12 protein-coding genes are annotated in these 15,957 nt (G+C 63.6%); 8 read left to right on the forward strand and 4 right to left on the reverse strand.

Going from position 1 to position 15,957, the window contains the following annotated elements:
* Positions 1–487 precede the first annotated feature (487 nt).
* The gene (gene oxlT / locus ACTOWL_RS21530) at positions 488–1,804 is read left to right on the forward strand and encodes an oxalate/formate MFS antiporter (protein WP_441323329.1); all 1,317 of its coding nucleotides are present in this window, start codon (positions 488–490) and stop codon (positions 1,802–1,804) included.
* A gap of 84 nt (positions 1,805–1,888) precedes the next feature.
* Here the strand turns inward: oxlT and ACTOWL_RS21535 are convergent, their stop codons facing one another.
* Positions 1,889–2,089, reverse strand: coding sequence for a hypothetical protein (locus ACTOWL_RS21535; RefSeq protein WP_441323330.1), 201 nt, complete (start codon positions 2,087–2,089; stop codon positions 1,889–1,891).
* Positions 2,090–2,408: 319 nt separating this feature from the next.
* On the opposite strand from ACTOWL_RS21535, the gene ACTOWL_RS21540 reads away from it, so the two are divergent.
* From ACTOWL_RS21540 to ACTOWL_RS21560, 5 genes are all read left to right on the forward strand, one after another.
* A complete protein-coding gene (locus ACTOWL_RS21540) occupies positions 2,409–2,600 on the forward strand; it encodes a hypothetical protein (protein ID WP_441323331.1) in 192 nt (63 codons plus the stop codon).
* Between the two features lie 336 nt (positions 2,601–2,936).
* Complete coding sequence (locus ACTOWL_RS21545) at positions 2,937–3,953, forward strand: Bug family tripartite tricarboxylate transporter substrate binding protein (protein ID WP_441323332.1); 1,017 nt, start codon at positions 2,937–2,939, stop codon at positions 3,951–3,953.
* A gap of 66 nt (positions 3,954–4,019) precedes the next feature.
* Positions 4,020–4,526, forward strand: coding sequence for a tripartite tricarboxylate transporter TctB family protein (locus ACTOWL_RS21550; protein ID WP_441323333.1), 507 nt, complete (start codon positions 4,020–4,022; stop codon positions 4,524–4,526).
* Positions 4,527–4,590: 64 nt separating this feature from the next.
* A complete protein-coding gene (locus ACTOWL_RS21555; RefSeq protein ID WP_441323334.1) occupies positions 4,591–6,114 on the forward strand; it encodes a tripartite tricarboxylate transporter permease in 1,524 nt (507 codons plus the stop codon).
* 25 nt (positions 6,115–6,139) lie between these two features.
* Positions 6,140–6,838: a GntR family transcriptional regulator gene (locus tag ACTOWL_RS21560; protein WP_441323335.1), complete on the forward strand. Its 699-nt coding sequence runs from the start codon at positions 6,140–6,142 to the stop codon at positions 6,836–6,838.
* A gap of 111 nt (positions 6,839–6,949) precedes the next feature.
* Here ACTOWL_RS21560 and ACTOWL_RS21565 read toward each other — a convergent pair whose 3' ends face one another.
* The gene (locus ACTOWL_RS21565; protein WP_441323336.1) at positions 6,950–7,963 is read right to left on the reverse strand and encodes a DMT family transporter; all 1,014 of its coding nucleotides are present in this window, start codon (positions 7,961–7,963) and stop codon (positions 6,950–6,952) included.
* A complete protein-coding gene (locus tag ACTOWL_RS21570; RefSeq protein ID WP_441323337.1) occupies positions 7,960–8,688 on the reverse strand; it encodes an alanyl-tRNA editing protein in 729 nt (242 codons plus the stop codon). The genes ACTOWL_RS21565 and ACTOWL_RS21570 overlap by 4 nt, the downstream gene beginning before the upstream one ends.
* A gap of 77 nt (positions 8,689–8,765) precedes the next feature.
* On the opposite strand from ACTOWL_RS21570, the gene ACTOWL_RS21575 reads away from it, so the two are divergent.
* Positions 8,766–9,602: a helix-turn-helix domain-containing protein gene (locus ACTOWL_RS21575; RefSeq protein WP_441323338.1), complete on the forward strand. Its 837-nt coding sequence runs from the start codon at positions 8,766–8,768 to the stop codon at positions 9,600–9,602.
* Positions 9,603–9,925: 323 nt separating this feature from the next.
* On the opposite strand, the gene ACTOWL_RS21580 is transcribed toward ACTOWL_RS21575, so the two are convergent.
* Positions 9,926–14,332: a hypothetical protein gene (locus ACTOWL_RS21580; RefSeq protein WP_441323339.1), complete on the reverse strand. Its 4,407-nt coding sequence runs from the start codon at positions 14,330–14,332 to the stop codon at positions 9,926–9,928.
* 461 nt (positions 14,333–14,793) lie between these two features.
* Here ACTOWL_RS21580 and ACTOWL_RS21585 point away from each other — a divergent pair, with 461 nt between their 5' ends.
* Positions 14,794–15,888, forward strand: a complete 1,095-nt coding sequence (locus ACTOWL_RS21585; RefSeq protein WP_441323340.1) for a DUF4238 domain-containing protein — start codon at positions 14,794–14,796, stop codon at positions 15,886–15,888.
* The last annotated feature ends 69 nt before the right edge of the window (positions 15,889–15,957 follow it).

The following is a 15,957-nucleotide window of genomic DNA, read 5'->3' on the forward strand; positions in this document are numbered from 1 at the left end:
CCGCCGCATGGGCCATGCCGGCGCCGTGATCTCCGGCGGCCATGACACCGCCGACCACAAGATCGAGGCGCTGAAGGCCGCCGGCATCGCCGTCGCCGACTCCCCGGCATCGCTCGGCAAGACCATGGTCCGGGTGCTGCGCGAAGGCAGCCGCGCCGCCGCGGAATAGCGGTCGCGAGATGCTGCGGTGCAGCCACGATTCCGGCTTGTCAGCGCAGCGGAAACGGTCTTTGGTATCTCAGGTTCTGCATTTGGTATGCCAGAGGGCCGGCCATAACGGCCCCAGATAACAACGACATAACCGAGGGGAGGGGCAGCCGATTCACACATCGGCGCAACGGTACTGTTGACCCAACGAAGCCGGTCGATTCCGGTCCGCGGCCGCAGTCCGGCGCACCCCTCCTCGAGGACGATGGCGTCCGTCACGGGCCGTCACCTCCGATGCCATGGGGTTGCCTCAACCGACATGCGAAGGATTGGGACGGAAATGCTGACTGAAAACTCATCCCAGACAGGGCCGGCGATCAAAGGACCGCCAGGGGGACGCTGGCTCCAGCTGCTCATCGGCATCGTCTGCATGGCGATGGTGGCGAACCTGCAATATGGCTGGACCCTGTTCGTCGGGCCGATCAATGCCACGCATCACTGGGGACTGCCGGCGATCCAGGTTGCCTTCACCATCTTCGTGCTGACCGAGACCTGGCTGGTACCGGTCGAAGGCTGGTTCGTCGACAAGTTCGGGCCGCGCATCGTGGTCCTGATCGGCGGCCTGCTCTGCGCCATCGCCTGGGCGCTGAACTCGGTGGCGGATTCGCTGACCCTGCTCTACATCGCCGCGGCGATCGGCGGTATCGGCGCCGGCGCCGTCTACGGCACCTGCGTCGGCGCGGCGCTGAAATGGTTCCCGGACCGGCGCGGCCTGGCGGCGGGGCTGACCGCGGCCGGCTTCGGCGCCGGCTCGGCCGTGACCATCGTGCCGATCGCCAACATGATCCATTCCTCGGGCTATGAATCGACCTTCATGACCTTCGGCCTGATCCAGGGCGGCGCCGTGGTGCTGCTGTCCTTCCTGCTGGCGACGCCGGCCAAGGGCCAGCTGCCGGTGATGAAGGCCAAGATCGCGCAGACCCGGCGCGACTATGCGCCGTCGGAGATGCTGCGCAGCCCGGTGTTCTGGGTGATGTACGCGATGTTCGTCATGGTCGCCTCGGGCGGCCTCCTGGCGACGGCGCAGTTGGCCCCGATCGCGGCCGACTTCAAGATCGGCGACACGCCGGTCAGCCTGCTCGGCCTGACCATGCCGGCCCTGACCTTCGCGCTGTCGCTCGACCGCGTGCTGAACGGCGTCACCCGGCCGTTCTTCGGCTGGGTCTCGGACCATATCGGCCGCGAGAACACGATGTTCATCGCCTTCTTCCTGGAGGGGGTCGGCATCGTCATGCTGATGGAGTTCGGCCAGGACCCGGTGGCGTTCGTGATCCTGACCGCGATGGTGTTCTTCGCCTGGGGCGAGATCTACTCGCTGTTCCCGGCGACCTGCGGCGACACCTTCGGGTCGCGCTACGCCACCACCAATGCCGGGCTGCTCTACACCGCCAAGGGGACGGCCTCGCTGGTCGTGCCCCTCGCCAGCATCGCGGTCGCCCAGCTCGGCAGCTGGGACATGGTGTTCATCTTCGCCGCGCTGGTGAACGTGATCGCGGCGGTGATGGCGATGTTCGTGCTCAAGCCGATGCGGGCCCGGGCGCTGGAACAGGCACGAGCCGGCATGACCCCGGAAGGGGAGCCGCGCCTCGCCAACTGAGAACCGGGCCGGGACGCCCCCGGCATCCGAGACAATCCCCAGGGAGGCGAGCCATCGCCTCCCTTTTTCTTTGGCTGCTGCGCCTTACAGCGCACGCATGAAGCTGGCCCAGGTCGGGTCGGCGGCCTCGGACTCATCGGTCTCGCCGCCGGTCTCGGCCCGGCGCAGCCCGTCCGCGGCATTGCCCGACAGCGAGCCGCCCTGGGCCACCGCCAGGCGGGGGGCGGAGACGAGGCCCAGGAGGGCGACGAGGGCCAGTGCGGTCCCGATCAGCAAGCCGGTCATGATCAATCCTTTCGCGGGGTTCGTGTCCTGCTGCGATGCAATATACGCCCGATCGGCGAACGGGCAAGACAATCTGGTATACAGAATACGTAAAACGGGTATGCAGCCGACCGCTGGCTGGCGGCTCCGCTTTCTCATCATCGTCACCAGAAAAAATATCGTAGATACAATGAGATAGATCGGATTCCTCCGAGTGAGCCGGAATCTGCAGATCTGCCATGGTTATCTGGCATACAAAATCCATAATGCGCGATCTTGCTGAAGGTCAGCGTCTCTGCCATATGATGCAGCGCAAGAGACCCAACCCACGGAGCCCGCCATGACCCTCGGTTTGATCGCCCTCATCATCGCCGGCGCCGGCCTGGCCGCCGTGATCTCCGAGATTGCCGTGAAGGCGCCCGACCTGTTCGGTTCGATCGCCACCGATGTCCGCCGCATGGCGACGCCGCATCGCCGGGCGGCCGAAGTTCAGGCCCCCGCCAACAGCAACCTCTGGCGCAAGGCGGCCTGAGCAGGCCTCTCTCCCGCTTTCAACGTTTCCGCATGTCAGAACAGGCGGCCCCTCTCGGGCCGCCTGTCGTCGTTTCCGGCCCTTGTGCACAGGCGAAGAGGTGACGCCGGCCCTAACGGCCTGGAAAGGGCCGATCTTTCGCTGTTTGTAATTTCGTTCTGCTGCGATGCGGTGTGGCGATCGAAATGAATCGATCCGGTTCACAAAAGATCCATTGCGTTACATTCCAGATACAATATATTGGATACCAGCCAGTCTCGGTCACCGACCTGGCCATCCACCAACAAGACAGTCGGGCCGCGATTGACGCGAAGCCGCGGCGCTGGGGAGGCACCAATGACCGGGAAATTGCGCAACGCGCTTCTGCATGGATTCGCCTGTGCCGCGGCTGCTGTCACCTTGCTGGGGGCGGGCATCGCCCAGGCGGACTGGAAACCCACCCGCAACGTCGAATTCGTCGTGCCCGCGGGCACCGGCGGCGGCGCCGATCAGATGGCCCGCATGATCCAGGGCATCATCCAGAAGCACGGGCTGATGGAGCAGTCGATCGTCGTGGTCAACCGCTCCGGCGGCGCCGGGGCGGAAGGCTTCCTCGACGTCAAGGGGTCGGGCGGCGACCCGCACAAGATCATCATCACCCTGTCGAACCTGTTCACCACCCCGCTGGCGACCGGCGTGCCATTCAACTGGAAGGATCTGACGCCGGTCACAATGCTGGCGCTGGACGAGTTCATCCTGTGGGTGAATTCCTCCGAGCCGTATCAGACGGCGCAGGACTACGTCACCGCGATCAAGGCGGGGGGCGACAACGCCTTCAAGATGGGCGGCACCGGCTCGAAGCAGGAAGACCAGATCATCACCGCCGGGCTCGAGCAGATCATCGGCAAGCGGCTGACCTACATCCCCTACAAAGGCGGCGGCGACGTCGCCGCCCAGCTGGTCGGCAACCACGTCAACTCCAGCGTCAACAACCCGATCGAGGCGGTGTCGCAATGGCGCGCCGGCGCGCTGCGCCCGCTCTGCGTCTTCGACGACCAGCGCATTGCCGTGACCACGCCGCAGGCGGAAGGCAAGGCCTGGAGCGACGTGCCGACCTGCAAGGAGGCCGGCCTGGACATGAAGTACCTGATGCTGCGCGGCATCTTCATGCCGCCCGAGGCGTCGCCGGATCAGGTGGCCTATTATGTCGGGCTGTTCGAGAAGGTGCGTGACACGCCCGAGTGGAAGGAGTTCATGGCGGCCGGCGCCTTCAACACCACCACCATGACCGGCGATGCGTTCAAGACCTGGCTGACCGAAACCGAGCAGACCCACAAGAGCCTGATGGAAGTGGCCGGCTTCATCGCGAAGTAGGGCCTGGTCCCGGGGGCCCTCCGCCCCCGGGCCTCCGTTTCCCGACGTCCCCGAGGAGGATCAGGCATGGCGAACCACGAGCAGGGATCCGAGAGCACCGTCAGCGTGCGGACGATGGAGATCATCGTCGCGGCCGTCCTGATGATCATCGCCGTGGTGGTGATGGTCGACAGCCTGCGGGTCGGCATCGGCTGGGCCTATGACGGCCCGGAATCGGGCTATTTCCCGTTCTATGTCGGCCTCGCCCTGTTCCTGGCCAGCGCCGGCACGCTGCTGGTCAACCTGTTCGGCCGGTCGGCCGATCTCGGCGCCTTCGTCGGGCGGTCCCAGCTCAAGCTGGTCATGAAGGTGCTGGCGCCGACCATCGTGTTCGTGGCGCTGATCGGCTTCACCGGCCTCTACGTCGCCGCGGCCCTGTTCATCGCCTTCTTCATGCGCTGGCTCGGCAAATACCCGGTGGCGAAGATCGTGCCCGTCGCGATCCTGGTGCCGGTCGCGCTCTTCCTGATGTTCGAGATCTGGTTCCTGGTGCCGCTGCCCAAGGGGCCGCTCGAGACCATGCTCGGCTACTAGCCGGCCGATCGGAACAACGAAAGACCCGCGCGCAGCGGGCGACGCGAAACGCTGGGAGGGATCGTTGGACGCGCTCTATTCTCTGATTCACGGCTTCGGCGTGCTCGCCGACCCGATGAACATCGTCTACATGTTCGTCGGCATCACGCTCGGCGTGCTGATCGGCGTCCTGCCCGGGCTTGGCGGCGCCAACGGCGTGGCCATCCTCCTGCCGCTGACCTTCGCGATGTCGCCGACCTCGGCGATCATCATGCTGTCCTGCATCTACTGGGGGGCGCTGTTCGGCGGCGCCATCACCTCGATCCTGTTCAACATCCCCGGGGAGCCGTGGTCGGTCGCCACCACCTTCGACGGCTATCCCATGGCGCAGCAGGGCAAGGCCGCGGAAGCGCTGACGGCGGCCTTCACCTCGTCCTTCTTCGGCGCCTTCGTCGCCGTCGTGCTGCTGACCTTCCTGGCGCCCTTGATCGCCAGCTTCGCCCTGCGCTTCGGACCGGCGGAGTTCTTCGCGGTCCAGCTCCTGACCTTCTGTAGTTTCATCGGCATGGGCCGCGAGGCGCCGTTGAAGGTGATCGCCTCGATGATGCTCGGCTTCGCCCTGGCCGCGGTCGGCCTCGACACCGTCACCGGCCAGCTGCGCATGACCTTCGGGTCGACCGAGCTGCTGCGCGGCTTCGACTTCCTGATCGCGGTGATCGGCCTGTTCGGCATCGGCGAGATCCTGCTGACCATGGAGGAAGGCCTGGCCTTCCGGGGCAAGAGCGCGAAGATCAACGCCAAGGTGGTGCTGGAGGCCTGGAAGCAGCTGCCGAAATACTGGGTCACGGCGATCCGAAGCGCGATCGTCGGCTGCTGGATGGGCATCACCCCGGGCGGCGCCACCCCCGCCTCCTTCATGGCCTACGGCCTGGCCAAGCGGTTCTCGCGCAACGGCAAGCGCTTCGGCCGCGGCGAGATGGAGGGCGTGGTCGCGCCGGAGACCGCGGCCCATGCCGCCGGCACCAGCGCCCTGCTGCCGATGCTGACCCTCGGCATCCCCGGGTCGCCGACCGCGGCGGTGCTGCTGGGCGGCCTCTTGATCTGGGGGCTGCAGCCCGGGCCGCTGCTGTTCGTCGAGCACCCCGACTTCGTCTGGGGCCTGATCGCCAGCATGTATCTCGGCAACATCGCCGGGCTGATCGTGGTGCTGACGACGGTGCCGCTGTTCGCCTCGATCCTGCGCATCCCGTTCAGCATCATCGCGCCGGTGATCATCGTCATCTGCGCGGTCGGCGCCTACACGGTCAACAACGCCCTGGCCGATATCAGCGTCATGCTGGTCTTCGGCGTCGTCGGCTACCTGTTCAAGAAGCTGTCCTATCCGCTGGCGCCCCTGGTGCTGGCCCTGGTGCTGGGCGACATGGCCGAGGGCTCGTTCCGGCAGGCGATGCTGCTGTCCCAGGGCAGCCTGTCGATCTTCTGGTCGAACGGCCTGGTCGGCAGCATCTGCGCCCTGGCCCTGGCGATGCTGTTCTGGCCGCTGATCTCGCTCGTGATCGCCCGCCTGCGCGGCGGCGGGAAGCCGGGCGACATCGTCGCTGCGGACTGACAGGCCGCGGGCGGGGGAGGGGGCGGTGCTCGAGGCGCGGATCAGCACCCGGCTGGCGCTCTCTCGCCTCGACGCGAATGACAGCTTCCGCGCCCAGGCCTATCTGGCGCTGAAGCACGCGATCTCGGCGATGGACCTGTACGACCATCCCGGCGAGATCCGGCTGGACGAGCGGCAGCTGTGCCGGGACCTCGGCGTCAGCCGCACGCCGATCCGCGAGGCGCTGACGGTGCTGGAGCAGGAGGGCTTCGTCCTGACCCTGCCGCGCCGCGGCATCTTCGTCCGGCGCCGGACCAAGCGCCAGATCGTCGAGATGGTGCAGGTCTGGGCGGCGCTGGAGAGCATGGCGGCGCGGCTGGCGGCGGCCCGGGCGACGGCGGCGGAGATCGCGGCGCTGCGCGGCATGTTCGAAGGCTTCGAGGGCCGTCCGGCGGCGGAGATCGACGGCTATTCCGACGCCAACATCGCCTTCCACCAGGCGATCGTCCGGCTCGGCGGCAACCGGCTGATCATCGCCCGGACGGCCGATCTGTTCCTGCAGATCGACGCCATCCGGCGCCGCACCATCCGCGAGGACGACCGGGCCGACCGGTCGATCCAGGACCATCTCCGGATCATCGAGGCGCTGGAGCGCCGCGACGCGGAGCTGGCTGCCCGGCTCGACCGCGACCACACGCTGGGCCTGGCCGAGCATATCGAGCGGCATTGCCACTTCCTGGTGTGAGCGGGTGCGTCCTCGGGTATGAAAGCGCGTTGCCTCTCCCGCCTGGCGGGAGAGGTCGACAGCGCGTAGCGCTGGCGGGTGAGGGCTGGCACCGGCCTCGACAAAGGGCCCTCACCCGGAGCCGCTTCGCGTCTCCGACCTCTCCCGCAAGCGGGAGAGGCCATCGGTGAGCGCCCGAAAGATCCGCGAATGCAATCGCGGCCGGGACGAGGCACGCCCCGGCAGGACCGCGATCGCGAAGCCGAGCAGGATCAGGCCGATGCCGACGAGGTGGAAGCCGTGGACCGGCTCGCCGAGCAGCAGGAAGGCGAGCGCCGAGGAATAGACCGCCATGAGATGGAAGGACGCCCCGGTCAGCGCCGGCCCCAGCGTCGCGACGCAGCGGTTCCAGAACAGGTTCCCCAGGAGCGAGGCGCAGACGCCGATGAACAGCAGCGAGGCGATGGCATAGGGCTCGACCGGAACCGACCGCCCGGCCGTTTCCTCGAAGATCCAGAACGGCGCCATCAGGACGCACGCGGCCAGCGTCGTCGCCGCCAGGAACGCCATGTCCGGAACGCTCCTGGGGCGCCAGCGCAGCAGCACGGAGTAGAGCGCGAAGCCGGCGACGGCGAACAGCACCAGGATCTCGCCGCCGCCGATCGACAGCGTGGCGAGGGTGGCGGGGTCGCCGCGCCCGACGATCCAGCCGACGCCGAGGAAGGACAGGACGATGCCGGCGACGACGCGCCGGTGTGGCGCCTCCCGGGTGATCGCCCAGGCGAAGATCGGCACCATCAGCGGCAGGGTGGAGTTGAGCATCGCCGCCGTCGCCGCCGGCGTGCTGTGCAGCCCGAGATAGTTCAGCACGGGATAACCGGCGAAGCCGCTGGCGGCGCAGGCGACGATGACGGGCCAATGCGCCAGCAGCGTGCGCCGATGCGCGACCAGGTCGCGCCAGACGAAGGGCAGCAGCACCGCCGAGGCGACCACCCAGCGCCAGAAGGTCAGGCCGAAGGGCGGCAGCTCCTGGGCGAAGGCGCGGCCGATCACCAGGTTGCCGGCCCAGAACAGCGGCGGCAGGGGCAGCAGCGCATAGGGCCGGCGCCAGACCAGGTCCAGCAGGCCGCCGCGGCCCGCGATCACGGCGCCGCCCCGGCCAGGCCGATGCGGATGCGCCGGTTGTGGCGGCCCTTGTTGTCGACCTTGAGGATGCGGATCGGCGCGGACCGGCCGGTGGAGGCCAGATGGGTGCCGCCGCAGGCCTGGCGGTCGAGCCCGGCGATGTCGACGATGCGGATCAGCCCGTCGGCGGTCGGCGGCGGGGTCACCGATTTCGACCGGATCAGCCCCGGCGTGGCATGGGCTTCGGCGATCGTCACGTAGTCGTCGCGCACCGCCAGGTCCTGGCGGACGATTTCGTTGATCGGCGCCTCCAGCGCCCGCAGCCGGTCGTTGTCGGCGTCCGGCAGGTCGAAGTCGAGCCGGGCGGTGCCGTCGGCGCCGAACTGGACGCCGGTGACCAGCGCGCCGTCGAAATGCCGGAACACCAGCGCGTTCAGGATATGGGTGCCGGTGTGCAGCTCGCGCATCATCCGGCGGAACTCGGGGTCGACCGCGGCCTCGACCGGGCCGGCGACCTCGACCGTCGGGTCCTCCAGCAGGTGCCACAGCCGGCCGCCCGCGGGCTCGAAGCCGGCGACGGCGTGCTCGCCGCCCTGCCAGCGCAGCGTGCCGCGGTCCGCCAGCTGCCCGCCGCCGCCGGGATAGAAGGGGGATTGCGCTAGCAGCACCCGGCCCGGCCGGGCGTCGATGACCTCGGTCTCGAGGATGAGGCGTTCGGGATTCTCGTGATAGAAGGAGCGTGCCATGATGAGCGACCTGATGCAGCGATCACGGCAGTCTCGCCCCGGCGCGCGCGGCGCTATTGGCGGAAATCGAGGTTTTGATGGCCCGGGTCGATCGGCTCAACATCGCCCATTACTGGCAGGACCGGACCGTCCCCGGCCTCAGCCTGATGCAGGCGGATTTCCGCACCCAGGAGTATCCGCCGCATCGCCATGAGGCGCTGGTCGTCGCCGTCACCGAGGGCGGCGGCTCGATCATCAGGACCCGCGGCGTGACCGAGCCGGCGAGCGAGGACCAGGCGCTGTTCGTGTTCAACCCGGTCGAGCCGCATGCCGGCTGGATGGGCGAGAGCCGGCGCTGGCTGTACCGCGCGCTGTATCTGGAGGAGGCGGCGCTGCAGGAGGTGGCGCGGTCGCTCGGCGTCGAGGACCTGACCTATTTCACCCGCAACGCCTATGCCGACCGCGACCTGATCGCCGGCTTCCTGGCGCTGCACCGCGCCCTGCAGGCCGGGCTGGACCCGCTGCTGGAGCGCGAGCTGCTGGTGTCGACCTTCGGCACCCTGTTCCGCCGCCACGGCAGCGGCGAGGCGCGGATTCAGCCCGGGCCCCGCGACCGGACCCGGCTGCGCGCCGCCACCGAGTTCATCCAGGCGCGCCTGGGCGAGACGATCTCGCTGGCGGAGCTGAGCGCTGCGGTCGGGCTGACCCAGTACCAGCTGATCAGCCTGTTCAAGCGCACCACCGGCCTGACCCCGCACGCCTATATCACCCAGCTGCGCGTCGACCGCGCCGGCCGGTACCTGGCGCAGGGGCTGCCGATCGCCGAGGTCGCCCTCGCCGCCGGCTTCTACGACCAGAGCGCGCTGACCCGCCACTTCAAGCGCTGCCACGGGATCACGCCGCTGCAGTATGCCGGGGCGACGCGCTCCGCCTGAGGAGAGAGCCGTCGCCGCTTGCGGCTCGGTGCGGAGGTTGCCCAGCGAAGATCTGGGCTGTCCGGTCCGTCTGCTCGGAGGCTTTCCGGCGCCTCCGGAGCGGACGTTCGTGTCGACCCGGCAAGTCCCAAAACTTGACCTTCGGTTACAGGACAGGTCACCCCTTTGCGGAACTTCTTCAAGTCAGCCGGCTTTCCGATGCCCGAAATTCATCGCAACCGACTGCGGGCGAGGCGTCAGTTTGCACGGCTCATTCTAGGTGCTGCATATCCTTTCCGGCCAAGCAGGTTTGTAACATATGAGGCTGAGAGAGCGTACGCCGTTCAGGGTGGGGATACTCGGCTGGGTTTGCGTCTGGCGGGCTGCGCCTCCGCCGGCGATGACGCATCAATCCCAACGCACCGCACCTCAATCGGATCAAGGCTCTTGTTCTCGACCAGTTCGGCCGCGACGGCACCAAGCTGCTCGATCAAGCGCTCGAACGTGAGTCGCTTACTGGTTGTCGGGTCGATCCAGGCACGGTTCTTATGGTGGGAGACAAGCAGGATGCCGTGCCGCCTCTCGGCAACCTTGAGGTAGTCCCCCGCCAACTGGTTGCGTAAGGCGTTTTCGAGATCAGCGAAACTCCAGCCCTTGCCGCCATGCTTCACCTCGATCGCGACCTGACAAGGCGCCGCGGTCGATGAGAGGATGATGTCCGGCATGTTGCCGCCGGCGACCTGTGCTTCGCGATGGGCATGAAAGCGCTCGCGTGACCGAAAATTGATTTGCTCGACGACCCAGTTTTGCACCTCGTCTTCGCTTGCCGCCCTCTCAAGAAGCGGACGGGAAGTGACATCGCCCGCCGTGAGGCCGCGTTGAATGTCGACAAGAACACCCATAACGACTTTGAGTAGGTCAGCGCCTGTCTTTACCGGCGCCGTGTGCTGGCGCTCGAAGCCAAGCACTTCCTTCGCGGACCATGCAGGAATCTCCGAGTCACGTTCAGCCTTGCTCCTTGCAAGCTCCCTGAAGCGGGTAGCGCGGAGCGTGACGGCGGGGTGCAGGGTGATGCGCTGCAGCACCCGAAACGTATCGGCGCCGGGGCGTTCCACAACAGCGCTCAGAATCACGTTGCGGGCGTCCTCGGCATTGTCGCGAGTGCCCGGTGTATAAGTGCCTTCATGGATGACGTCATCCATCGGTCGGACGTAGGTGTACGCCAGTAGCAGCAGGCGCCCGAGCGTTGGCACGGAAGCTTGCGTGAGGACGCCGGTTACAAGTGGATCGTGTCGATTGAATAAGAGGCCGAACGCCCGCTCGGCCTTTACCTTCGGCGCGTCGGGCCCGGAGTTGATCCACATCTCCAGGTCATCGAGCGCGAGTTCCAGATCTAACATCAGCAGGAGTGCCAAATAGCGAATCGCGAAATCGGTCCTACCGGCCTTGACGTGATCGGCATATCTCTGGCGAGAGACATCCAATAGCTGCCGGCGCTGATCCTCGTTGAGGTTGAGGTTGCGGAAAATCCGAAGTCCGCGATCAAGCATCGACAGCGTATTGGGTTCGCTGGAAATTAGAACTTCAAACAGGGTTGGCCTGAGTGCCGGCAGAATCGGAAAGGCCGGATTGGCGTAGCGATAGATCAGGTCGGATCGGACTTCGGATGAGACTGACCATCCCTCCGTGAGCGACTGCCGCACCACCGGCAATACCGCCTTCGGGTGCGAGACGATCAGGTCGTCAAGCCACTCCGGGTAACCCTGCTCGCTGATGCAACCATGCTGTGCAGCCCGCTTTGCCTCTCTTTGCGAAAGCCCGCTTGCCCAATCAGGATTCTCCAAAGCTTCAATATGAACGCCGCCATAGGCAAGTATGGTCATCCAGCTGCTGGATACGCCGCCGCCTTCGCTTCGTGTCGGTGCTTTGGTCGGCGTCAGACGCCAGAGCGCTTTCATCCCATCCCGGTACGCCTCGGCCACCTCGTTCCCAAATCCCTCCTCAAGAAGCCTCCATTCCTTGGGCGCGCTGCTTTCATCTACATTCGCGCGGCGCTGAAGCCAATGAGTTAAATGCTTCAGGCGATACGCACCAGTCTTCCAACTCTTCAAGTATTTCGGATCGCGGATTAGACTAGGATCTCGACGGAGCTCGTGCTCAAATTCCACCCAAGAGCGCTTGTCCCGTTCTTTCTGTGCTTCGCGCTCTTTCTCAGTCTTCTTGGAATGCCTATGGAGATGCCGCGAGCCACGGGTCTTCTTAGGCGGTGTCAGATGCGCTTTGAGATCGGCGAGCAGCACCGGATCGGACCTAACCAGCTTGCGCAGTTCGGCCACGTCCCTCTTCAAACGACCGGTATCACGCAAGATCGAAACGATGGCACTCAGTGCAATCCGGCGGTCTGCCTCGTACGGCCGAGCCGCAAGATCCTCGAATAGCCATCCGAGGTCGTTCTCGCCTAGTCTCCATAGAGGGGTTCCTAAGAACACCATTTGCCAGTAGTAGAGCACCTCGTCCTTGTTCCGGCGGTGTTCGCCAACATCGGCCCAGAATAGAGCGCGCTGAAGGTGCGGCCGGTCTCTCATCATCTGGAAAAGGTTGGGATCGTCTTCGGCATGAGGGGTTCGCTCGCGGGCGCGCTCTACCGCCATGAGAAGCTTCACCAGATAGGCAGGTGGCTTGCCCTTGAAGGCGGCTACCTCCGCCACGGCGATTGGTTCCGCATGCCCGGCCAGTTCGCTGTACCGTTTTGAAATGCGCTCGTGACGACCCACAAAAGGCTTGCGAAGGCAAATGCGTGCAAGGCAGTCAACGAACCTCGTCCTGGATGCTACATCCGGGCAGGCTTTGTATAGATAGACGATCTCGTGAGCGAAGCCCCCCTCCGTCGAGTTCTTGCTGGGCGGAGGCGACTTCGCGACAAGGGCAAACAGTTCGTCCACGCTGAGGTGCTCAGGGAAGAGCGTCCTGGCAAAGTTGGCCGTGATGCGCGATTTGGTCTTCGACGCATTCCCGATGAGTTGCTTTGCAACGGCGGAGAGGGCCTTCTTGTCGCGAGTAGCTCTCAACGCCTCCAAGGCGACGGTCCTTAGGTGGTCCGGAGCCGTGTCATCGAGTGCCACTTTCCGGGCGAGCCCATTACAGGCGGAAATCGCACCGTCACGGATCAATCGCAGCAAATCGAATCGGAAATCGTCGCGGCCATTAGCTTTCCATGCTTCCTGGATGGCCTCAGCAAGCTTCGGATCGGTAAACATCCCGATCGATCGACTGTCGAGCGTGTCGTCGGAAATCTCACCTGCTGCATGCTTCGCGGCATAGGCAGCTAGCAGGCGCTCCTTCGTTTCCAACGGCAATGACCTGGGATCGCCGTGGCGGACAAGGAGCAAAGGCTCACGGCGGAGAATCTCCTCTCGAAAATCCGGGTGCCGCAGCGACAGCCAGACCGCTTCTGGTCTGAGCGATGGAACAACGGTTTCAACACCGTAGCGCTCGCCAAACAGCAGAGCCCAGATTTCGGATCGGGGACAGTTCGCCTGCAGAAGGTGATGAAGCCATTGCGCGGCGAGATACTCCTGACTCGATCGATGATGGAACCGAATTCGGCCATAGGTGGCCGGGGCAAAAATCCCCCGACGCAATAGCGCGGCTCGCTCAGCATCACTCCAGTCATCAAGGATGTGAGCAGGGTCGAGCGCACCGGCGGCGAGGCTGGGATCGGGGTCGGTCCCCGGCGCCCGCAGTGTGAAGGACTTTCCGAGAGTCAGCGCTGTTGCCAGCCGCTCAGCGCCCGCTCTTGCCTTTGACAGCGACAAGACACCGCTATCGCCACGAAACTGATCCTGCTCTTGAAGTTTCCGGTCGATGGCGTGCCCCACCATCTCGGTGAGGCTGCCGAACCGCTTATAGGTTTTCCAATACTCGGCGAGGTCGAGCACGTCGCCCGGCCGCTCGGTGTAAGCGTCAAGGCCGTTGCGTTCGATTTCCTCTGCGAAGCGGCTGATGTCCGATACGCCTGCGCGCTCTGCCAACGTTCGACACTGTTCCATCGAAAGAGGCACCAGCCGAACGACAAGCAGAGCCTTCGGAATCGGCTCGCTATCGCTCGTATTTTTCTGTTGATGCGGTTCTTTTGATCCAAAGATCGGGGTCAGTAGCGGGCTACTATCCGCACTATCTGGCGTCGCTTGTTGCGGAACTTCGAAGACAGGAAGTCGGCGTTCAATCAGCGCCCGGTCTTCGCGACCTTTCCAATCGCTTACTCTGCAGGAAACAAAGACGCGGGCGCGCGGCAGCGACTGATCCAGTTCGCGGACGAAGCGTTTTAGTGCAGTGTCGAGGCTTTTACCGTTGAGCCTGGCCTCATCGACTGAATCGAGGAAAAACCAGCCCTCTGCAGAGCCTTTTCGCCAATCCTCAAAGAGCCCGGCCGTTGAGGGCTCTAGAGCCGCATCGAAGCCTTGATCGGCGAGTTCTTCGATCCTCAGGTAGAATGCCGCTTCACCGGCTACGGCGAGTATCTCAGCCTGATTCCGAAACTCTTCCGACTTTCCGCTCAACGCCTCTGCGAGCAGTACGACGCGGCGACGCTCGCGCAACTCTTGCCAGTTAAGCCATCCGCCGATCTTCCGGCCCCAGGTGAGGCCGATGTCGATATTGGGTTCCTCGTCCCTTCCTATCGGAACGAACCATCGGTTCAGCTCGACAAAGTCTGAACTGGTTGCAGGAAGAGGGGAGCGATCAGCCTTCATTTAGGATGATATCGGATTGCTTGAATCGTTCGAATGGGTGGATGGGCTCGAATCCAATTGGCTTACAGCTTATTATAGCTTCTCGTCGAATCGACGGCCAAGTGTAGCGGGCCAACATGGCCGCGTGTCAAAGAATCGGCTTCTGCCATAACGTGAAAGTCCGCTTCGCAGAAGCGCTAAGAGTGACCGCTTATGGCGCCGTGCCGACCGGTCAGATCAGGCGTGCGGCTGCCGAAACATGCCGCTGCCGGCGCCGACAGAAACATGCGACGATGACGACCATCGGGCACCGGGAGTGCTGCCGCCACCACACCCCGACCGGAAGGGCGGACATGATCGCACACGACCTTTGCGGCACCGGGACCTGCACATAATAATCTGGTACTCGGATGGGGAGCGGCGCTGCCTGGTGCCGTCTGAGTGGCTGCCAAACGGAATATCTGCCAAATGCGAGTTGACACATGGCGCAAAACAAAAATCAGCATTATGTTCCTCGTTGCCATCTAGATGCGTTCTCTGTGAATAATAATCGAAAATCAATAAATATGTTTCATATTTTAAATGGCAATAGGATACAAAATGCGCCTATCAAAGGGCAGTGTGCAAAGGCGTACTTTTATGGAAAAGACCTAATATTGGAAAGAGCTCTCCAATTTCCGGAAGGAGAGTACGCCACCGTCGTGCGGGAGATGTCGTCTCCAGAATTCTCCCTCACTCCGCAACACATCGGTGCGCTGAAACGCTTTTGGTTGTTGCAATACCATAGAACCGATGCTGCATCTCGTCGAACGGCGATGATGATGGCAGACCAGGATGATATCGTTTTCCGCGGGAATATTCCGCCCGAGCATCAAATGTCGGAGCAGGATATAGTGCACATGGGTATCAGGGTCTCGGTGAGAACCTTGAATGTAATAGAGGATCTAAAGGTATGCCTAGTTCGGAACGTGACAAGAACACCATTTATAACATCAGACGATCCTGCAATTCTCACAAATCGATGGTACAATCAGAATAAATTAGCTAGAGGACGTTCGCATGGAGCAGGAAATTCGGGTGCATTGTTAATGCTACCGCTATCTCCTGCGATTTACTGCATTATGTATGATGGAGATGTCTATAATATAGCCAATTCTGCTGGTTGGGTCGTTGCTGATAAATTCTCCGATGTGTCTTCACTTAATCAGCTTCAGATTATCAAGTGCCAATCAACCCTATATTTTGATAATTGGGAGAAAATTGATTACATACAGCAGATACGAGACGATTCCATTTCCCTTAGGCCTAATAAGAGGCATGAAATTGTAAAGATGATACTAGCGTATACGGACGAAGAAGGAGAACACTATAGGCCATTCGATGGATCGGAATGGGATAAATCAAAGCCTCTCATTTTGCAGGCTAGAACACATGAAGGGTGGCCGAACCGCTGGCCCTCATTTATTAGGTTTCGCGCCAGTCCTAAAATCTATACGAATGGCTCGGAAACTGGATTTGCCAGAAGGGCGGTGATCGAGAGCGAGTTCCTGGGAGCCGGGGGATTCCATCTGATATGATGGTTACCATCTTTGTGCCGGTGCATGCCCCTCACGGCTTGGATCGCCGGGGATGTCAGATCTGAAGAA

The sequence above is a fragment of the Inquilinus sp. CA228 genome, from assembly GCF_052078665.1.
Lineage (GTDB): Bacteria > Pseudomonadota > Alphaproteobacteria > DSM-16000 > Inquilinaceae > Inquilinus.